The following is a 19564-nucleotide window of genomic DNA, read 5'->3' on the forward strand; positions in this document are numbered from 1 at the left end:
ATCAGCCTTCGATAACAGCGAGAATCTCGTTCTCAGCCATTACCAACAGGTCTTCGCCGTCGACTTTCACGGTGTTGCTGCCGGAGTACGGGCCGAACACAACCTTGTCACCCACTTTCACGGCCAGCGCACGCACTTCACCGTTGTCCAGCACGCGGCCGGTACCTACAGCGAGCACTTCGCCGCTGTTGGCTTTTTCAGCAGCCGAACCTGGCAGGACGATACCGCCAGCGGTTTTCTTTTCTTCTTCGCTGCGACGGATGACGACGCGGTCATGCAGAGGACGAAGCTTCATTGTCGATCTCTCCTAATTGTGGTTTTCATCGGCCGGTGTAGTCCCGGCGGGTTTAACAAATCCGGCGGTGCCGGGTGCGGTTCGTCAAGCGAACCGCGGAAGTCTGTCTGGCGTGATTGCCAGAAACCTTGCGGTGACCGTTACATAAGGGCGCATAAGCTTATTACAAGGGCGCGGATCGAAATTTTTTACGTTGATGCCCCGAAAACGAACACGGCACCCGAAGGTGCCGTGCAGGTGAAACGATTTACTTGGAATCGCGGTGTTCGAACTCGCCTTCGATCACGTTCGGCTCTCGGCCCAACGGCTCGCGCGGAGCAGGACCGCCACGCGGCTGAAGATCATCGGCGAACGCACGCTGACGGATCGCCGCCTCTTCGGCGCGCTGGCGCATTTTATTGGCCAGCAGTCGACGCGAGATCGGCAGCAGCATGATCAGGCCCAGCACGTCGGTGACGAAGCCCGGCAGAATCAACAGACCACCGGCCAGGGCCAGCATCAGGCCTTCGAGCATGGTCTGGGCTGGCAGTTCGCCGCGGTTCAGGCTTTCACGCGCACGCAGCGCAGTTGCCAGGCCGGCGATGCGCAGCACGAACACGCCGAGCATCGAGCCGAGAATGACCAGCAGCAGCGCCGGGAAAAACCCGATCGCACCGCTGACCTTGACGAATACGAACAGCTCCAACACCGGAAACAGTACAAAGAGCAATAAAAAAGGGCGCATCAAATGGTTCCTCAACGCAAGAATGCCTTGCCAGTCTTCCCTAGATGACGTCGCCCTTTCGTGAATTCAAGCGCCGGCCACTTCATTTTTCGGCCAATGTTCGGCGTGAGCCAGGAAAACCAAGGCCTCCCGAACTTGTGTCGGCGTATTACACGGGGCTTGAAACGGTAGCCAGTACAGCGCCTGACCAATGCGCAGGTGCATGCCTTCAGTGTCGATCCCGGCCAGTTGCGCCGGCTCGGTTTTCGGCAGCCCCGCCAGTTCGACGTAGTGGGCGATGGCTTTGGCGTGATCGGCGTTCATGTGCTCGACCATGCTCACCTCGGCCTTGCCGGCGAACGGATTGGCCAACGTCAGTTGATCGACCCAATGAATCGCGCCGAAGCCGCCGATGTAGCGATGACGCACGGGTTTGAGCACCCAGAAATCGAAATCGTGGGCCTTGTGATAATTCTGCGAATCCGGGAAGTAACGGTAGTAGCGCTCAGCGGCCACTTCAATCGCAGCCGCGTCCTCGAGTTTTTCTGCTTCGGCGAGGTACGTCAGGCGACCGACCGCTTGCACGTCCTCGGCCCCGCGCTCACCGACGAACAGCGAACACTTCGGGTCTTTCTGCAGGTTGTGGGTGTGCTGGGCGATGCGGCTGATCAGGATCAGCGGCCGGCCCTGCTCGTCCAGACAGTAAGGAACCACGGAGCCAAACGGGAAACCGGGCATCGCCTTGGAGTGCGTCGACAGCACTCCGCGGTATTCCTTGAGAAGCAATTCTCGGGCATTCTTGGCCGCTTCAACGCTCAATTTATGACTCCTTATATAGAATCCGTCGAAAAAACGGACAGGCGACTGCTGAAAGTTCCAGTCCGCCATCGGGGCAGTTCTCATGTGCAGCCAGGCCACATCAGGTGCAGATCGAGAGGCTCTCTAGAAGGAAGACCACTCCAACCTGCAACTGGGGCACGCGAATGCAACTCACTGACAAAGTAATCATTATCACTGGCGGTTGCCAGGGTTTAGGCCGTTCGATGGCCGAGTATTTAGCCGGCAAAGGCGCGAAGCTTGCGCTGGTTGACCTGAACCAGGAAAAGCTCGATGACGCCGTTGCCGCGTGCAAGGCCAAGGGCGTCGAGGCCCGCGCCTACCTGTGCAACGTGGCCAATGAAGAGCAAGTGACGCACATGGTCGCTCAGGTGGCCGAAGATTTCGGCGCGATCCATGGCTTGATCAACAACGCCGGGATCCTGCGTGACGGGCTGCTGTTGAAGGTCAAGGACGGCGAGATGACCAAGATGAGCCTGGCCCAATGGCAGGCGGTCATCGACGTCAACCTGACCGGCGTGTTCCTGTGCACCCGCGAAGTCGCGGCGAAAATGGTCGAGCTGAAGAATAGCGGCGCGATCATCAACATCTCGTCGATCTCCCGCGCCGGCAACGTCGGCCAGACCAACTACTCGGCAGCCAAGGCCGGGGTTGCTGCGGCGACCGTCACGTGGGCAAAGGAATTGGCGCGTTACGGCATCCGGGTTGCGGGCATTGCACCGGGCTTTATCGAGACCGAGATGACGCTGGGCATGAAGCCTGAAGCGCTGGAGAAAATGACGTCCGGGATTCCGCTCAAGCGCATGGGCAAGCCAGAAGAGATCGCCCATTCGGCGGCGTACATTTTCGAGAACGACTACTACACCGGCCGGATCCTGGAAATGGATGGCGGGTTGCGCATCTAACCAACACCGCAAAACCAATGTGGGAGCGAGCCTGCTCGCGATAACGGTGTGCCAGTCAACGCATCCGTTGAATGTTAATCCGCTATCGCGAGCAGGCTCGCTCCCACAATTGGATCGCGTTTAATCGTCGCTGATGGTGATGTTCGGCATCGCCGGGGTCGCCGCTTCCTGCAACACGATCCGCGCGCCGACGTGGCGGGCGAGTTCCTGATACACCAGCGCGATCGGGCTGTCCGGCTCGGCAATGACCGTTGGCTTGCCGCCATCGGCCTGTTCACGAATGGCCATCGCCAGCGGCAACGACGCCAACAGTTCGACGCCGTACTGATTGGCCAGCTTCACCCCACCGCCCTCACCGAACAGATGCTCGGCATGCCCGCAGTTCGAGCAGATGTGCACCGCCATGTTTTCCACCACGCCCAGCACCGGGATGTTGACCTTGCGGAACATCTCCACGCCTTTGCGCGCGTCCAGCAACGCCAGGTCTTGTGGGGTGGTAACGATGACAGCGCCGGCCACCGGGACTTTCTGCGCCAGGGTCAGCTGGATGTCGCCGGTGCCAGGCGGCATGTCGATGACCAGGTAATCCAGATCGCCCCAGGCGGTTTGTGTCACCAGTTGCAACAGTGCGCCAGAGACCATCGGCCCGCGCCAGACCATCGGCGTATTGTCGTCGGTCAAAAACGCCATGGACATCACTTCGACGCCATGGGACTCAATCGGCACGAACCACTTCTGATCCTTGACCTTTGGTCGGGTGCCTTCGGGAATGCCGAACATGATGCCTTGGCTCGGACCGTAAATGTCCGCGTCGAGAATCCCCACCTTCGCGCCTTCGCGGGCCAGGGCCAACGCGAGGTTGGCGGCGGTGGTGGACTTGCCCACGCCGCCCTTGCCGGATGCCACGGCCACGACGTTCTTGACGTTGGCCAGGCCCGGGATCTGTGCCTGAGCCTTGTGTGCGGCGATCACACTGGTGATATCAACGCGAGCGCTGGTGACGCCGTCGAGGCCTTCGATGGCCATCTGCAGCATCTGCGCCCAGCCACTTTTGAACAGGCCGGCGGCGTAACCCAACTCCAGCTGGACGCTGACGCGATCACCCTGGATGTCGATGTTGCGCACGCACCCGGCGCTGACCGGGTCCTGGTTCAGGTAAGGGTCGGTGTATTGGCGAAGGACGGCTTCCACCGCTGCGCGATTGACGGCGCTCATGGGCAACTCCGATAGCAAGACTGGAAAATCAGGCGGGTATCGTACCTGTTCTGATCGTTTGGCGGCACGCCGAAAAGATCTGTAGGAGCCGGCTTGCCGGCGATAGCTGACTTGAAGGCGCCATCGCCGGCAAGCCGGGCTCCTACAGGAACGCGGCGCATCACATGAATCCACGTCAGTCATCCAATGAAACAGGCGCACGGGGTGAAAAATATGCGCCGGCGCTTTATAGTGGCCGACCTCCGTTTCATCAAGTAGCCGAGCCCCATGTCCGAGCCACGCAAGATCCTCGTCACCAGCGCCCTGCCCTATGCCAATGGTTCGATCCATCTTGGCCACATGCTGGAATACATCCAGACCGATATGTGGGTGCGCTTCCAGAAGCACCGCGGCAACCAATGCATTTATGTCTGCGCCGACGACGCCCACGGTTCGGCGATCATGCTGCGCGCGGAAAAGGAAGGCATCACCCCGGAACAACTGATCGCCAACGTCCAGGCTGAACACAGCGCCGACTTTGCCGAGTTCCTGGTGGACTTCGACAACTTCCACTCCACTCACGCCGAAGAAAACCGTGAGCTGTCGAGCCAGATCTACCTGAAGCTGCGCGACGCCGGGCACATCGCCACGCGCTCGATCACGCAGTATTTCGACCCGGAAAAGAAAATGTTCCTGGCCGACCGCTTCATCAAGGGCACCTGCCCGAAATGCGGCACCGAAGACCAGTACGGCGACAACTGCGAGAAATGCGGCGCGACCTACGCACCGACTGACTTGAAGGATCCGAAGTCGGCCATCTCTGGCGCCACCCCGGTGCTCAAGGATTCCCAGCACTTCTTCTTCAAACTGCCGGACTTCCAGGAAATGCTGCAAACCTGGACCCGCAGCGGCACGTTGCAAGACGCCGTCGCGAACAAGATCGCCGAATGGCTGGATGCCGGCCTGCAACAGTGGGATATCTCCCGTGATGCGCCGTACTTCGGTTTCGAAATCCCAGGCGAGCCGGGCAAGTACTTCTACGTCTGGCTGGACGCGCCAATCGGTTACATGGCCAGCTTCAAGAACCTGTGCAACCGCACGCCGGAGCTGGATTTCGATGCGTTCTGGGGCAAGGATTCCACTGCCGAGCTGTACCACTTCATCGGCAAGGACATCGTCAACTTCCACGCCCTCTTCTGGCCAGCGATGCTCGAAGGCGCCGGTTTCCGTAAACCGACCGGCATCAACGTGCACGGCTACCTGACCGTCAACGGTCAGAAAATGTCCAAGTCCCGCGGCACCTTCATCAAGGCCCGGACCTACCTGGATCACCTGTCGCCGGAATACCTGCGTTATTACTACGCGGCCAAACTGGGACGTGGCGTCGACGACCTCGACCTGAACCTCGAAGACTTCGTGCAGAAGGTCAACTCCGACCTCGTCGGCAAAGTCGTCAACATCGCCAGCCGCTGCGCCGGTTTCATCCACAAAGGCAATGCCGGCGTGCTGGTAGCCGGTAACGCCGCGCCAGAACTGACCGAAGCTTTCCTCGCCGCAGCGCCAAGCATCGCCGAAGCCTACGAGGCTCGCGACTTTGCCCGTGCCATGCGCGAAATCATGGGCCTGGCCGACCGCGCCAACGCCTGGATCGCCGACAAGGCGCCTTGGTCGCTGAACAAACAGGAAGGCAAGCACGACGAAGTCCAGGCGATCTGCGCGCTGGGCATCAACCTGTTCCGCCAACTGGTGATCTTCCTCAAACCGGTGCTGCCACTGCTGGCCGCCGATGCCGAGGCGTTCCTCAACGTCGCGCCGCTGACCTGGAACGATCACGCGACCCTGCTCAGTAACCATCAGTTGAACGAGTTCAAGCCGCTGATGACCCGCATCGACCCGGTGAAAGTGCAAGCCATGACCGACGCTTCGAAAGAAGACCTGACCGCCAGCCAGACCGACACCGGCGACGCGGCACCTGCCGGCAACGGCGAACTGGCGAAGGATCCGCTGTCGCCAGAGATCGAATTCGATGCGTTTGCCGCCGTCGACCTGCGCGTTGCGCTGATCGTCAAGGCCGAAGCCGTGGAAGGCGCCGACAAGCTGCTGCGCCTGACTCTCGACATCGGTGACGAGCAACGCAACGTGTTCTCCGGGATCAAGAGCGCTTACCCGGACCCGTCCAAGCTCGATGGTCGCCTGACCATGATGATCGCCAACCTCAAGCCACGGAAAATGAAGTTCGGCATCTCCGAAGGCATGGTGATGGCGGCCGGTCCTGGCGGTGAAGAAATCTACCTGCTCAGCCCCGACAGCGGTGCCAAGCCAGGCCAGCGTATCAAGTAAGATCCTGCGGCAAACCGATCCCACAGTCGTGCCCGACGCGACTGTGGGATTTTCATGTCTGGCCCCCCCTCCTTCCTTGCCGGATAATGCCTAACCTTGTTAGCAAGGCTTCTTTCTTCCGGCACGATCATGACCGAGATGCTTCTTACGCTTATCAGCGCTGCCCTGATCAACAACGTCGTGTTGCACTGGCCGCTGGGCGTCGATCCGCTGCTGGGCTCCGAGCGCCGTCAGGTGCATGCGCTGGGCATTGCGACGACGTGCCTGATGCTGATCGTCGGAATGCTCGGCTACGCGCTCTACCACTGGCTACTGGCGCCGCTGGAGCTGACTTCGCTGCGTTTGTTCGCGTTACTGCCCGTGAGCGTGTTGTTGATCACACCGCTGCTGAAGCTGCTGCCGAAAGTGTTTTCGACGTTTTCGTTCGAAGGGCTCTGGCCGCTGCTGCTCGGCAATGCCGGCGTGCTCGGTCTGGCGCTGATCAACGCCCAGGAAAACCGCGGATTTTTCCACGCCACAGCCCTGAGCCTCGGCGCCGGGCTGGGGTTCTGGCTGGTGCTGAGTCTGTTCAGCGACTTGCGCCAGCGCACCCTCGATAACGATGTTCCCCTGCCCTTTCGCGGCCTGCCGATCGACCTGATCGGCGCCGGACTGATCGCAGTGGCTTTTCTCGGTTTCAGCGGACTGATCAAAACATGAGTCTGATTCAACGCATCGACGCCCTCTTGCCGCAGACCCAGTGCGGCAAATGTGGCCATCCCGGATGCAAGCCGTACGCAGAAGGCATCGCCAGCGGCGAGCCGATCAACAAGTGCCCGCCCGGCGGCAGCGAAACCATCGCAGCCCTGGCTCAATTGCTGAAAGTGCCGGTGCTGGAGCTGGACGTCAGTCGCGGTTCGGCCCCGGCGCAAATCGCCTACATCCGCGAAGCCGAGTGCATCGGTTGCACCAAGTGCATTCAGGCCTGCCCGGTAGACGCCATCGTCGGCGCAGCGAAATTGATGCACACGGTGATCATCGACGAATGCACCGGTTGCGACCTTTGCGTGGCTCCTTGCCCGGTGGACTGCATCGAAATGCGGCCGTTGCCGCTGGCCACGGTGTTGCCGATTGTCGGTGGCCTGGCATTCAGCCCTGAAGAACAACAGGCGCGTACCGCCAAACGCAATCACGCCCGGCGTCGCTTTGAACAGCGCAACGCCCGCTTGCACCGCGAAGAAGAACAGAAACTCGCCGAGCGTCAGGCCCGGGCACATCGCGCTGCGCAACAGCAGCACAGTGAAGTGACAACGCTCGACCCGGTTCAAGCCGCGCTGGAAAGAGTTCGTGCGCAGAAAGCGGCCAATGCCGACGCGGCGTTGAAAAAAGCCAAAATCGATCTGGCGATGAGCCGCGCGCAACTGAACAAATCGCTCAAGGCGTTCGGCCATCCGCCGACCTTCGAACAGCAGTCGCAACTGATCGTCCTGCAACAGCAATTCGACGCCGCTGAACACGCCTTGGCGCAGTTGGAAAACAGCGCACCACCCGCCGCTGCGCCTGCGGCGCCAGTGAAAGACGCGGATCTGAAGCGGGCGAAAATACAGTTGGCCATGCGCCGCGCCGAACTCAAGAAAGCGCAAACCAGTGACGCGCCGGCCGAGCAGATCGAAGCCCTGGAGCGCGCACTCGGCGACGCTGAAAAAGCCCTGCACGCGGCAGAAACTGCGAGCGAGCAGCCTTTACCTGACCTGGCGCGTATCGAAAAACGCCCCATCGACAGCCAGCTTCGACAGCTGAAAACTGAATTGGCCTACGCTCGCGCGGATGTCAGCAAACTCGAACGTCGCACTGACACCCCCGCTGAGTTATTGGACAAGGCGCGCGCTCGCCTGCAAGAAGCCGAGCGCCAGGTGGATGCCTATGTCGCCCCTTGAATCGGTCGACGAGCGCCTTCAGCAGGCCATGAAGCTGGTGTTGCTGGCCACCGTGCCGGGGATGCTGGTGCTGTTCTGGCTGTATGGCTGGGGCGTGTTGATCAATTTGATCCTGGCCGGCGTTACCGCGTTGGCCGTTGAAGCGGCAGTGTTATGGCTGCGCAAACGCCAGATCAAACCGACCTTGAGCGATGGCAGCGCGCTGGTCAGTGCGACGCTGCTGGCCCTGGCTTTGCCGCCGTATTGCCCATGGTGGCTGACGGTCTGCGCCGCGGCATTCGCACTGCTCGGCAAACAACTGTATGGCGGTGTAGGGAAAAACCCGTTCAACCCGGCGATGCTCGGTTTCGCTTTGGTACTGGTGACCTTTCCCCAACCAATGACTCACTGGCCTTCGTCCCACGGCATGGACCTGCTCGGTGGCCTGCAGCAAGTGTTCGGTTTCAGCCTCAGCCAGACGCCGGATGCGTGGGTCCAGGCCACGGCGCTGGACAGCTTGCGAATCAACAAAAGCCTGACCATGGACGAACTCTTCGCCGGTAATCCGGCGTTCGGTCACTTCGGCGCGCGCGGCGTGGAATGGGTCAACCTGGCGTTTCTGGCGGGCGGTTTGTTTCTGCTGCAACGGCAGGTGTTCAGCTGGCATGCGCCGGTGGGCATGCTTGCCAGCCTGTTCGTCATCAGCCTGCTGTGCTGGAACGGCTCGGGCTCCGACTCGCATGGTTCCCCCCTGTTTCATCTGCTCACGGGCGCGAGCATGCTGGGCGCATTCTTTATCGTCACGGAGCCGGTGTCCGGTGCAAAAATCCCAGGCGCCCGACTGCTGTTCGGCGCGGGCGTGGGATTGCTGACTTACCTGATTCGCACTTGGGGCGGCTATCCGGACGGCGTTGCGTTTGCAGTGTTGTTGATGAATCTTTGCGTGCCGGCGCTGGAGCGGTTTGTCGCGTCCAGGCAGGAGCAGCTTTCGCCATGAGCCGAACGTCGAGCGTTGTGATTCTGCTGTTGCTGGCAAGCCTGGGGATTGGCGCGACCTACCTTGTGCAGTACAGCAGCGCGCCACGTATCGCAGCCGAACAACGACGGATCGACAGCCGCAACCTGCTCGATTTGCTGCCTTCCGACAGTTACGACAATCAACCGCTGGAGCAGCCGCTGCAACTCGGTAACCTGGCGTTGACCAACAGCACCTTGCTGGGCGGCTACCTCGCCACCAAGGCCGGCCAACCCGTTGCGGTCCTGCTGCGCAGCCAGACGATCGGGTATGCGGGCTCCATCGATTTGCTGATCGCCATTGACGCGAACGGCAAGTTGCTAGGGGTCAAGACCCTGAAACAATCGGAAACCCCGGGCCTGGGTGCGCGTATCGCCGACTGGCCCAATACCTGGCTTCAGGCGTTCACTGGCAAATCCTTGAATGAACCCGCCGACAGCGGTTGGGCGTTGAAAAAGGATCAGGGGCAATTTGATCAAATCGCTGGCGCGACCATTACCTCCAGAGCCGTGATCAATGCGATCCACGAGGCTCTGCGCTACTTCGATGAACACTCGCGTCAGCTGATCGGGAGCGGCCGCCATGAATAAGTCCGCGAATTTACAGAACTCGCTGATGCTCGCGCCGCTGATCGGCGCCACTGACTCGTTAGTGACCGCACTGGGTGTGTGGTTGATATTCATCGTGGTGATCAGTGCGTTTGGTGCGAGCATGGCTGCCTTGCGATCCCGACTGATCCCGGCGGCTCGCTTGTTCGCAGGCGTCCTGCTGGCGGCCACGCTGACCGGTTGTGCAGAACTCGCCGCGCAGGTCTGGTCACTTCAATGGCACCAGCATTCGGGGTTTTATGCAGCACTGATCGCTTTGCAGTGCGTCGTGTTGGAACACACCGGTTTTTTCCAGAGTGCATGGCGTGAACGCCTGCGCCTGTGTGTCCTGTTCGGCGCGCTGATGGTCGGCCTGGGCCTGCTGCGCGAGTTCCTCGGCGACGCCGGCTTGCGCCTGGCCACGTTGGCACCTGGCGGATTCATTCTGCTGGGCCTGCTGATCGCCGCCTGGCAAGCCTGGCCCCGCCCGACTCCCTCACATTGATCGCTTTCGAGGAAACGCACTGCCCATGAATGCCGCAAAACGTCTGGAAATTTTCCGCAGGCTGCATGAAGACAACCCGGAGCCGAAGACCGAACTGGCCTACTCCTCGCCATTCGAATTGCTGATCTCGGTGATTCTCTCGGCACAATCGACCGATGTCGGCGTCAATAAAGCCACCGCCAAGCTCTACCCGGTGGCCAATACGCCGCAAGCGATTTACGCGCTGGGCGTGGAAGGTCTGTCCGAGTACATCAAGACCATCGGCCTGTTCAACAGCAAGGCAAAAAATGTAATCGAAACCTGCCGCTTGCTGGTGGAACGCCATGGCGGGGAAGTGCCGCAGACCCGTGAAGAGCTCGAAGCGTTGCCCGGTGTCGGCCGCAAGACTGCCAACGTGGTGCTCAATACTGCGTTCCGCCAACTGACCATGGCCGTGGACACGCATATTTTCCGGGTCAGCAATCGTACTGGCATCGCTCCCGGCAAGAATGTGGTCGAGGTCGAGAAAAAACTGATGAAGTTCGTTCCGAAGGAATATCTGCTCGATTCCCATCACTGGCTGATTCTTCATGGGCGTTACGTTTGCCTGGCTCGCAAGCCTCGCTGCGGCAGTTGCCGGATAGAAGACCTGTGCGAATACAAGCACAAGACTTCGGACGATTGAGGCGCTATTAGGTTTTTTGATTTATCGATTGAAAAAATCTTTTTTACCCGCGAGGCGATTATCGATATAAGGAGCGCCAAAGGCAGTCTTAGCCTGGAGTTAACCTTATGAGCACTGGCAAAGAGCAATTGGACGTAGAAGACGACTTCACACCCGTTGAGGCCGATGACGCGGAACCGGTGGTTGAAGTGGCAAAGACCAACCTGAGCAAACGCCGCACCATCGACAATCTGCTGGAGGAGCGCCGACTGCAAAAGCAATTGGCCGATTACGATTTTGACCTATGACACCTGAAAGCCTCCCGAAACGGAGGCTTTTTACTAGGTGCGAAACCTTGAAAACGCCCACTCTTTACGCCCCGTCAAGCACTGGCCCAGTCATACCAACCCATTGCGTTGAGCCAGTTCGATCAGGTCAACCAGGGACCGCGCATTGAGTTTCAACAACAGCCGCGTCTTGTAAGTACTGACGGTTTTATTGCTGAGGAACATTCCATCGGCAATTTCCTTGTTGGTCTTGCCGCGAGCCAACTGTTGCAAGACCATCATCTCCCGCCCCGAAAGACGATCCACCATATCGGCTTCACTGGCATTCCCCAGACTGGAGCGCACGGTATGCAAGGCTTGATTGGGAAAGTAACTGTAGCCCGACAATACCGCCTTTATTGCACTGAGCAACTCAGTGAGGTCCTGTTGTTTGCAAACATATCCTGCAGCACCGGATTGCATGCAACGCATCGAAAAATGCCCGGGAGCCTGTGAAGTCAATATCAGTACTTTCATTGGCATCGCTGCCGATGCCAGACGTGCAATGACTTCCAGCCCATCCAGTTTGGGTATTCCAATATCCAGGATGACAATATCCGGCATATGTTCACGAGCTAGTTGCAATGCATCCACGCCATTATCTGTTTCTGCAATGACTTCGTAGCCATGACGCTCCATCAGCATACGTACCGCAAGACGAATGACGGGGTGATCATCCACGATCAGCACTTTATTCATGGGCAAGTCCAATTTTCGCTGTTCGAATTTTTAGAGCCCGCACAATAGCCTAGTCGTTTCACCCATGGCATGCCGCTCCCCCCGGCCACCCACACCGAGAGACATTCCCTACAAACATCGCGGAATAATCTTACAAAAAATCTTGAAACACAGCGCGCCAGAAACTTTATCTGTCTCATGATATTTCAGTATTCAACAGTTTTTTGTTTCGACTTACAACCAGCGCGCCACACAACAACAGTTGACCAAGATGATCCGACACACGCCGACGATTAGTCTACCCTTGTAGGGTAATTGATATTTCCCGGCCTGCCCACCACACCAGAAACATCAAACACAAAACCTTACATCAAAAGTCAATTAACAATAAATGAATAGCAAAACTGATATATCCGAACTATAAATCCATCGCTACCATATAAACTCTACACCCCAACAACCACCAACTAACACAATGAGAAAAGACGAACTAATATGAGTAAAAAATATGATAAAACTCAAACAACGAATCACCAACCCCATGACAGTCATCGCGATATTCGCAACACTGTCTGAAACATCGGCCGCCATCTCTCTACCCTTCCTCGATGACGAAGATAAAGAGATCTACATCTGGTTTTTGATCAGTTTTCCCTTTTATTTGCTTTTTCTTTTCTTCGCCACCCTTAACTTCAATTATCGATCGCTTTACGCGCCTTCCGACTTTGAAAAGGGAAAGCATTTCATAAAGGTGATGGACAACGCAGAGCGTTCAGGTAACGCGCAAGATCCGCCCGACGAGATCGGCTTACAGCCAAGTCTCTCGGCTCAGTACCCTATTCGGCTGCCTGAGTCACTCAAGGATCTGCACATCATTGATGCACGAAGGATGAACAAAAAAAATGAGTTCCGCGCCCTTCTGGAGAAGCTTCGCCAGCCCAAGGGGAATCCGGCACACGTTGTCGTGTTTCTCGTTGTTGGCGAGTCGGAGACGTTACTGAAAGAAAGCGCACTCAAGTTTTGCCGAAACGCAAAAAAACGCAGCAGCGCAACGTTCTGTATTGCTTACAATTTGAGTTCACGTGACGTGACGGTCATTGATCAATATTGCCGGGCTGACACACAGCAGGCAGTTGCTCTTTAGGATCAATGGGGGGCGGACAGGAAGGAATTTAAAACAACAAGAATGTTGAATCGCAATATCAGACAGAAAATCCCTGTTTTCAAATGTGTGGCCTTGTCCTGGACAAGGCCACACATTCCATCAGCGTGTCAAAGATCTCAGAACAGCTTGCGACCTTTGTTTGCCGCGATACGCATGCGCAGCGCGTTGAGCTTGATGAAGCCCGCCGCGTCGGCCTGGTTGTAGGCGCCGCCATCTTCCTCGAAGGTCGCGATGTTGGCATCGAACAACGATTCGTCGGACTTGCGGCCAGTGACGATCACGTTGCCCTTGTACAGCTTCAGGCGCACGACGCCGTTCACGTGAGCCTGGGACGCATCGATCATCTGTTGCAGCATCAGACGCTCAGGGCTCCACCAGTAACCGGTGTAGATCAGGCTGGCGTATTTAGGCATCAGCTCGTCTTTGAGGTGAGCCACTTCGCGGTCCAGCGTGATCGATTCGATCGCACGGTGGGCGCGCAGCATGATGGTGCCGCCAGGGGTTTCGTAGCAGCCACGGGACTTCATGCCCACGTAACGGTTCTCGACGATGTCGAGACGGCCGATACCGTGTTCGCCACCGATACGGTTCAGGGTCGCCAGCACGGTGGCCGGAGTCATTTCGACGCCGTCCAGTGCAACGATGTCGCCGTTACGGTAAGTCAGTTCGAGGTACTGCGCCTTGTCAGGAGCCTTCTCCGGGGAGACGGTCCATTTCCACATGTCTTCTTCGTGCTCGGTCCAGGTGTCTTCCAGCACGCCGCCTTCATAGGAGATGTGCAGCAGGTTGGCATCCATCGAGTACGGGGATTTCTTTTTGCCATGACGCTCGATCGGGATCGCGTGCTTTTCAGCGTAATCCATCAGCTTTTCACGGGAGAGCAGGTCCCATTCGCGCCACGGAGCGATCACTTTCACACCTGGCTTCAAGGCATAAGCGCCCAGTTCGAAACGAACCTGGTCGTTACCCTTGCCGGTGGCACCGTGGGAAATGGCGTCAGCGCCGGTTTCGTTGGCGATTTCGATCAGGCGTTTGGCGATCAACGGACGAGCGATGGAAGTACCCAGCAGGTACTCGCCTTCGTAAACGGTGTTGGCGCGGAACATCGGGAATACGAAGTCACGCACGAATTCTTCGCGCAGATCGTCGATGTAGATTTCTTTTACGCCCATGGCCTGAGCCTTGGCGCGAGCCGGCTCGACCTCTTCGCCCTGACCCAGGTCAGCGGTAAAGGTCACCACTTCACAGTTATAAGTATCCTGCAGCCACTTGAGGATCACCGAAGTGTCCAGGCCGCCGGAATACGCCAGAACGACCTTGTTTACGTCCGCCATGCCATCACTCCACGGGGTTCTACGGAAAGCCGTCAAGTCTACCGGTCATGCAGGATAATTTACAGAGGCGCGACAGCTTATGACGACGAAGCGACAGATTATGTCGAGCGGGCGACGATGACAGCCGGTTCAGTATGTCTTCGCGGGGCTCGCCGATGCGGTTGTCTGAGGCGCCGGTTGCTCGGTGGGTGCGACCCGCGCCAGGTGCACATTGACCCGACGGTTCTTCGCCCGATTGGCGGCATTGGTGTTAGGTGCCAACGGATAACGCTCGCCGTGAAAGCGCACGGTGATCTGCGATTCCTGAAAACCGTTGGCCTTGAAGAACTCCATGACCGCCAGGGCCCGACGCCGCGACAGGTCACGATTGGCCAGGCGATTGCCGCTGTTGTCGGAGTGGCCGTCGAGTTCGATGTGATTGACCGTCGGATCGGCCTTCATGAATTCCAGCATGACCTGCAACTGGGCCTTGGCCTGTGCGTCGAGATCCAGGCCGTCGCCGGGAAAGCCGATCTGCGTTTGTTTGACTTGCTCGAAATTCTTCGGCAGCAGCTTCGCCACACAGCTTTGATAATCGTTGAACGCCTTGCTGAACTTGACCGGCAACAACCGCACTTCCGACACCCGGCCATCGCCCGAAGAATGTCGAATGACCGGGCTGCGCCCATCCATCAGGCCACTGATCAGGCGTCCGGCCTGAACTTGCGAACTGTTGAACAGCACATTGCCGCTACCAATCCGCACGGAGCCCAGATTGATGTCGCCCCGCCCCGGCTGCCAAGGCGCTGCGGCTGCCAGCAGGGTCGCCGAGCCGCCGCCGACCATCGAGTTATAGGCTTTCAGACGAAACGTCGCCTGCTCGCCGGCGCGGCGCACGAACTCACCCGAACCGAAATCGGTGATCGGTTGAGTCAGGCGGCACTCGAACTTGTCCCCTTCGACCGTCCACTCGATGCTCTCCAGACGGGTCTGGAAAGTGAGCGCCATCGCGGGAAGGCTGGCAAACACGCTGAGCAAGGCTAAATAACGCTGGCGCACGGGAGGCTCCACTGGCTTCTACAACAAAAAGACCGACACACACATGTTTACGGCATACCTGTTGGATATCGGAAGCTTCCCGCAAAACTTGATAGCGAGTGCCTGAGAGAGTCTTTTCCGGTAGCATTCCCTTCAGTTTGACCCGCCTGGAATCCCCTCATGTCCGACCGCCTGACCCTGCTGCGTCCCGACGACTGGCATATTCATCTTCGCGATGGTGCCGTGTTGACCAATACCGTTGCGGATGTCGCGCGCACCTTTGGTCGCGCCATCATCATGCCCAACCTGGTACCTCCGGTGCGCAACGCCGCTGAAGCCGACGGCTATCGCCAGCGGATTCTCGCTGCACGTCCGGCTGGCAGCCGTTTCGAACCGTTGATGGTCCTTTACCTGACCGACCGCACCCAGCCCGAAGAAATTCGTGAGGCCAAGGCCAGCGGTTTCATTCATGCCGCCAAGTTGTATCCGGCCGGCGCGACCACCAACTCGGACTCTGGCGTCACCAGCATCGACAAGATCTTCCCTGCGCTTGAGGCCATGGCCGAAGTCGGGATGCCTTTGTTGGTTCACGGTGAAGTCACCCGTGGCGATGTAGACGTGTTCGACCGCGAAAAAATCTTCATCGATGAGCACATGCGTCGAGTGGTCGAGCGTTTCCCGACGCTCAAAGTGGTGTTCGAACACATCACCACCGCGGACGCCGTGCAGTTCGTCAACGAGGCTTCGGCCAACGTTGGCGCGACCATCACCGCGCATCACCTCTTGTACAACCGCAACCACATGCTGGTGGGCGGGATTCGGCCGCATTTCTACTGCCTGCCGATCCTCAAGCGCAATACGCACCAGGAAGCCCTGCTCGACGCCGCCACCAGCGGCAGCGAAAAGTTCTTCCTCGGCACCGACTCGGCGCCTCACGCCCAGCATGCCAAAGAAGCCGCGTGCGGCTGTGCCGGTTGCTACACCGCTTATGCGGCGATCGAGATGTACGCCGAAGCGTTCGAACAACGTAACGCACTGGACAAGCTCGAAGCCTTCGCCAGCCTCAACGGCCCGCGCTTCTATGGCCTGCCGGTGAACACCGATCGCATTACTCTGGTCCGCGACGAGTGGACCGCCCCAACCAGCCTGCCATTTGGCGAGCTGACCGTTATCCCGCTGCGCGCCGGTGAAAAACTGCGCTGGCGCCTGCTGGAGGAACACGCGTGAGTGAAGACCATTACGACGACGAACAGGACGGTCAAGGCGGCGGAGGTGGTCCACGCCACCCGATGGCAGCTCGATTCCGTGGATACCTGCCAGTCGTTGTCGACGTTGAAACCGGTGGTTTCAACTCTGCCACTGACGCTTTGCTGGAAATAGCCGCTACCACCATTGCCATGGACGAGAAGGGTTTTGTCTACCCTGACCACACCTACTTCTTCCGCGTCGAGCCTTTTGAAGGCGCCAACATCGAAGCGGCCGCGCTGGAGTTCACCGGGATCAAACTCGATCACCCGCTGCGCATGGCGGTGAGTGAAGAAGCGGCGCTGACCGATATCTTCCGCGGCATCCGCAAGGCGCTGAAAGCCAACGGCTGCAAGCGGGCGATTCTGGTCGGGCACAACAGCAGCTTCGATCTGGGCTTCCTGAATGCGGCGGTTGCGCGCCTGGACATGAAGCGCAATCCGTTTCATCCGTTCTCCAGCTTCGACACGGCTACCCTGGCCGGTCTGGCATATGGTCAGACGGTGCTGGCGAAAGCCTGTCAGGCTGCCGATATCGACTTCGACGGTCGCGAGGCTCACTCGGCTCGCTACGACACCGAGAAGACGGCCGAGCTGTTCTGCGGCATCGTCAATCGCTGGAAACAGATGGGCGGCTGGGAAGACTACAACGACTGATCGGCTTTTCGTAGGAGCCGGCTTGCTGGCGATTCAGCCACCGCGGTTTGTCTGATTACCGAGGTGCCTGGATCGCCAGCAAGCCGGCTCCTACAGGAATCACCGCTTCTCCGCCCATAAAAAAACCGGCCTCAACGGCCGGTTTTTTTGTGCCTCGAATGCGCCTTACAGGGCAGCAGCATTCTCGGTCAGGTAAGCCGCGACGCCTTCGGTCGAAGCGGTCATGCCTTTGTCGCCTTTTTTCCAGTTGGCAGGGCAAACTTCGCCGTGCTCTTCGTGGAATTGCAGAGCGTCGACCAGACGGACCAGCTCTTCGATGTTACGGCCCAGTGGCAGGTCGTTGATGATCTGCGAACGGACAACGCCTTTGTCGTCGATCAGGAACGCGCCACGGAAAGCCACGCCGCCTTCGGATTCAACATCGTAGGCCTTGGCGATTTCGTGTTTCAGGTCAGCTGCCATGGTGTAGCGAACTTCGCCGATGCCACCATTGTTGACCGGGGTGTTGCGCCACGCGTTGTGGGTGAAGTGCGAGTCGATCGAAACAGCGATCACTTCAACGTTGCGGGCCTTGAAGTCGGACATGCGGTTGTCCAGAGCGATCAGCTCGGATGGGCAAACGAAGGTGAAGTCCAACGGGTAGAAGAACACCAGGCCGTATTTGCCTTTGATGGCCGACGACAGGGTGAAGCTGTCGACGATTTCGCCATTGCCGAGTACGGCTGGTACGGTGAAGTCAGGGGCTTGCTTGCCTACGAGTACGCTCATTGAATATCTCCTGGTGTAAAAACGTGAAGTTCCGGGTTTGCGCCAGCCTGCCACCCTCAGGCGACAGCCCTGTGACACCCACCCGCTTCATAAGGACCGGCCATCATACACTGCGTTTTTGAGCTGTCCTCAACGGATTTTCACCGACAGGCCAAATTCCCGGCGACACGCTTACTGGCAGATGGCCCTAGGAAAACCGTTCGTCAGTCACCCTCGCTTATAACGCAAAGCTTTCAGAAACCACTTTGACAATCATTCTCGTTAACATTAAGATCCATCGCAATTGAGTCATAACCAGCGACGGTTTCAGTTATGTATGTCTGCCTCTGCACTGGCGTCACCGACGGACAAATCCGCGAAGCAATCTATGAAGGTTGCTGCAGCTACAAGGAAGTCCGCCAAGCTACCGGCGTAGCCAGCCAATGTGGCAAATGCGCCTGCCTTGCCAAGGAAGTGGTGCGTGAAACCCTGACCAAATTACAAACAGCCCAGGCTGCGATTCCTTTCCCGGTAGAATTTACTGCCGCGTAAATACCCCATTCCAAAGAACCGGACTTCATGTCCGCCTATATTTAGCTTTATATTTTAAAGAATTCTATACAAAACAAGGGCTTGCAGCGATGCAGGCCCTTGTCGTTTCTGGTCGTGGTTACTCATGGCTTACGCTGGCACTTCATGCAAACGTACGATATTCGGTTGCCCTCGGTGTTCGGCCTGCCACAAGTCATAGGCTGCCTTCATGGCCAGCCACTGGCGGCCGGTGCTTATACCGGCGAGTTCCAAGCGCAGCGCTAGGTCAGCAGAAATCGCTGCATGACCGTTGAGCACGGTCGATAGGTGGCCACGCGAATAGCGTCCCCGCTTTCGACTTTGCTGACATTTCTCGTTCTCCTTCTCCTTGCTCAAGGGCCGACCAAAGTTGTTTGGCTACTGGGAGCTAAAATTTCCTGTTCCCTCCTGCTTTGATTTTCCGGCCGAGAGCGTTTCCTGCCGAATTGACGCAATCCAATGTCACTGCTACACAAATAGAATGCGACACAAACTCGGGGGAGGGCGCTTTGTTAAATCTCAGCCTAGTAAAAAACGTTTATGCGCTCATCCTGATTAGCGTCACGATATCCGCCTTTGCGCAGATCGCCCTCAAGGCCGGCATGGACTCCCCTTCCGCCCAGAGGGTGATCGCAGAAGGAGGGGCACGAGCATCAGCATTGCTCGATATTGCCCTCAACCCCCTAATATTGCTCGGCCTTTTCCTGTATTTCAGCAGTGCGGCGGTCTGGCTGATGGTGCTATCCAAGGTGCAGGTCAGTTTCGCCTATCCGTTCGTGGCACTGGGCTTTGTGCTTACGGCCGTGCTCGGCCGCCTCGTCTTCAATGACACCTTCTCCGCGGCCAAGGTCATCGGCACATTGCTGATCATGAGCGGGGTTGTCGTGATGGCGAGGGGGGCGTGACG

General features: G+C 58.2%; 22 protein-coding genes. 14 read left to right on the plus strand and 8 right to left on the minus strand.

The features are described 5' to 3' along the window. Position 1: 1 nt before the first annotated feature. The 3 genes from IB246_RS12430 to IB246_RS12440 form a co-directional block, all read right to left on the minus strand. Positions 2 to 295, minus strand: coding sequence for a co-chaperone GroES (locus tag IB246_RS12430; RefSeq protein WP_008032125.1), 294 nt, complete (start codon positions 293 to 295; stop codon positions 2 to 4). 247 nt (positions 296 to 542) lie between these two features. After that, positions 543 to 1019, minus strand: coding sequence for an FxsA family protein (locus IB246_RS12435; RefSeq protein ID WP_008032127.1), 477 nt, complete (start codon positions 1017 to 1019; stop codon positions 543 to 545). Between the two features lie 66 nt (positions 1020 to 1085). After that, positions 1086 to 1817 (minus strand): HugZ family protein, encoded by a 732-nt coding sequence (locus IB246_RS12440; protein WP_032832293.1) that lies wholly within the window; start codon positions 1815 to 1817, stop codon positions 1086 to 1088. A gap of 164 nt (positions 1818 to 1981) precedes the next feature. On the opposite strand from IB246_RS12440, the gene IB246_RS12445 reads away from it, so the two are divergent. Further along, positions 1982 to 2740: an SDR family oxidoreductase gene (locus IB246_RS12445; protein ID WP_032832292.1), complete on the plus strand. Its 759-nt coding sequence runs from the start codon at positions 1982 to 1984 to the stop codon at positions 2738 to 2740. 120 nt (positions 2741 to 2860) lie between these two features. On the opposite strand, the gene apbC is transcribed toward IB246_RS12445, so the two are convergent. Continuing rightward, positions 2861 to 3955 (minus strand): iron-sulfur cluster carrier protein ApbC, encoded by a 1095-nt coding sequence (gene apbC, locus IB246_RS12450; RefSeq protein ID WP_008036460.1) that lies wholly within the window; start codon positions 3953 to 3955, stop codon positions 2861 to 2863. 267 nt (positions 3956 to 4222) lie between these two features. On the opposite strand from apbC, the gene metG reads away from it, so the two are divergent. The 8 genes from metG to IB246_RS12490 all read left to right on the plus strand — a co-directional run bounded on the left by metG (position 4223) and on the right by IB246_RS12490 (position 11227). Beyond that, complete coding sequence (gene metG / locus IB246_RS12455) at positions 4223 to 6274, plus strand: methionine--tRNA ligase (protein ID WP_008036458.1); 2052 nt, start codon at positions 4223 to 4225, stop codon at positions 6272 to 6274. Positions 6275 to 6403: 129 nt separating this feature from the next. Beyond that, positions 6404 to 6973 carry an electron transport complex protein RnfA gene (locus IB246_RS12460; protein WP_008036456.1) on the plus strand — a complete coding sequence of 190 codons (570 nt, stop codon included), beginning with the start codon at positions 6404 to 6406 and terminating at the stop codon, positions 6971 to 6973. Continuing rightward, complete coding sequence (gene rsxB / locus IB246_RS12465; RefSeq protein ID WP_008036454.1) at positions 6970 to 8190, plus strand: electron transport complex subunit RsxB; 1221 nt, start codon at positions 6970 to 6972, stop codon at positions 8188 to 8190. Before IB246_RS12460 ends, rsxB begins: the two co-directional genes overlap by 4 nt. Beyond that, on the plus strand, positions 8177 to 9166 hold the full coding sequence (locus IB246_RS12470) for an RnfABCDGE type electron transport complex subunit D (RefSeq protein ID WP_008036452.1): 990 nt from the start codon (positions 8177 to 8179) through the stop codon (positions 9164 to 9166). The genes rsxB and IB246_RS12470 overlap by 14 nt, the downstream gene beginning before the upstream one ends. After that, positions 9163 to 9774, plus strand: a complete 612-nt coding sequence (locus IB246_RS12475; RefSeq protein ID WP_008036450.1) for an RnfABCDGE type electron transport complex subunit G — start codon at positions 9163 to 9165, stop codon at positions 9772 to 9774. The genes IB246_RS12470 and IB246_RS12475 overlap by 4 nt, the downstream gene beginning before the upstream one ends. Continuing rightward, positions 9767 to 10276 carry an Rnf-Nqr domain containing protein gene (locus IB246_RS12480; RefSeq protein WP_008036447.1) on the plus strand — a complete coding sequence of 170 codons (510 nt, stop codon included), beginning with the start codon at positions 9767 to 9769 and terminating at the stop codon, positions 10274 to 10276. The genes IB246_RS12475 and IB246_RS12480 overlap by 8 nt, the downstream gene beginning before the upstream one ends. Before the next feature lie 25 nt (positions 10277 to 10301). Next, on the plus strand, positions 10302 to 10940 hold the full coding sequence (gene nth / locus IB246_RS12485; RefSeq protein ID WP_008032146.1) for an endonuclease III: 639 nt from the start codon (positions 10302 to 10304) through the stop codon (positions 10938 to 10940). Positions 10941 to 11047: 107 nt separating this feature from the next. Beyond that, positions 11048 to 11227: a PA3496 family putative envelope integrity protein gene (locus tag IB246_RS12490; RefSeq protein WP_007898493.1), complete on the plus strand. Its 180-nt coding sequence runs from the start codon at positions 11048 to 11050 to the stop codon at positions 11225 to 11227. 90 nt (positions 11228 to 11317) lie between these two features. Here IB246_RS12490 and IB246_RS12495 read toward each other — a convergent pair whose 3' ends face one another. After that, entirely contained in the window at positions 11318 to 11944 is a 627-nt protein-coding gene (locus IB246_RS12495; RefSeq protein ID WP_008032148.1) for a response regulator transcription factor, read from the minus strand. Between the two features lie 487 nt (positions 11945 to 12431). On the opposite strand from IB246_RS12495, the gene IB246_RS12500 reads away from it, so the two are divergent. Continuing rightward, positions 12432 to 13067 carry a hypothetical protein gene (locus tag IB246_RS12500; RefSeq protein ID WP_008036444.1) on the plus strand — a complete coding sequence of 212 codons (636 nt, stop codon included), beginning with the start codon at positions 12432 to 12434 and terminating at the stop codon, positions 13065 to 13067. Positions 13068 to 13204: 137 nt separating this feature from the next. Here the strand turns inward: IB246_RS12500 and IB246_RS12505 are convergent, their stop codons facing one another. Further along, positions 13205 to 14422, minus strand: a complete 1218-nt coding sequence (locus tag IB246_RS12505; protein WP_008032151.1) for an argininosuccinate synthase — start codon at positions 14420 to 14422, stop codon at positions 13205 to 13207. A 129-nt stretch (positions 14423 to 14551) separates the two neighbouring features. Further along, the gene (locus IB246_RS12510) at positions 14552 to 15460 is read right to left on the minus strand and encodes a flagellar protein MotY (RefSeq protein ID WP_008036440.1); all 909 of its coding nucleotides are present in this window, start codon (positions 15458 to 15460) and stop codon (positions 14552 to 14554) included. Between the two features lie 159 nt (positions 15461 to 15619). Here IB246_RS12510 and pyrC point away from each other — a divergent pair, with 159 nt between their 5' ends. Next, the gene (pyrC, locus tag IB246_RS12515; protein WP_008036439.1) at positions 15620 to 16666 is read left to right on the plus strand and encodes a dihydroorotase; all 1047 of its coding nucleotides are present in this window, start codon (positions 15620 to 15622) and stop codon (positions 16664 to 16666) included. Further along, the gene (gene rnt / locus IB246_RS12520) at positions 16663 to 17340 is read left to right on the plus strand and encodes a ribonuclease T (protein ID WP_008036438.1); all 678 of its coding nucleotides are present in this window, start codon (positions 16663 to 16665) and stop codon (positions 17338 to 17340) included. The genes pyrC and rnt overlap by 4 nt, the downstream gene beginning before the upstream one ends. Positions 17341 to 17505: 165 nt before the next feature. Here the strand turns inward: rnt and IB246_RS12525 are convergent, their stop codons facing one another. Next, positions 17506 to 18108 carry a peroxiredoxin gene (locus tag IB246_RS12525; RefSeq protein ID WP_008032158.1) on the minus strand — a complete coding sequence of 201 codons (603 nt, stop codon included), beginning with the start codon at positions 18106 to 18108 and terminating at the stop codon, positions 17506 to 17508. Between the two features lie 312 nt (positions 18109 to 18420). On the opposite strand from IB246_RS12525, the gene IB246_RS12530 reads away from it, so the two are divergent. Next, positions 18421 to 18639 (plus strand): bacterioferritin-associated ferredoxin, encoded by a 219-nt coding sequence (locus tag IB246_RS12530; RefSeq protein WP_008032160.1) that lies wholly within the window; start codon positions 18421 to 18423, stop codon positions 18637 to 18639. A 527-nt stretch (positions 18640 to 19166) separates the two neighbouring features. Next, positions 19167 to 19562 (plus strand): EamA family transporter, encoded by a 396-nt coding sequence (locus IB246_RS12535; RefSeq protein ID WP_008036437.1) that lies wholly within the window; start codon positions 19167 to 19169, stop codon positions 19560 to 19562. Positions 19563 to 19564 lie beyond the last annotated feature (2 nt).

This window comes from Pseudomonas sp. PDM01 (assembly GCF_014852325.1).
Classification (GTDB): Bacteria; Pseudomonadota; Gammaproteobacteria; order Pseudomonadales; family Pseudomonadaceae; genus Aquipseudomonas; species Aquipseudomonas migulae.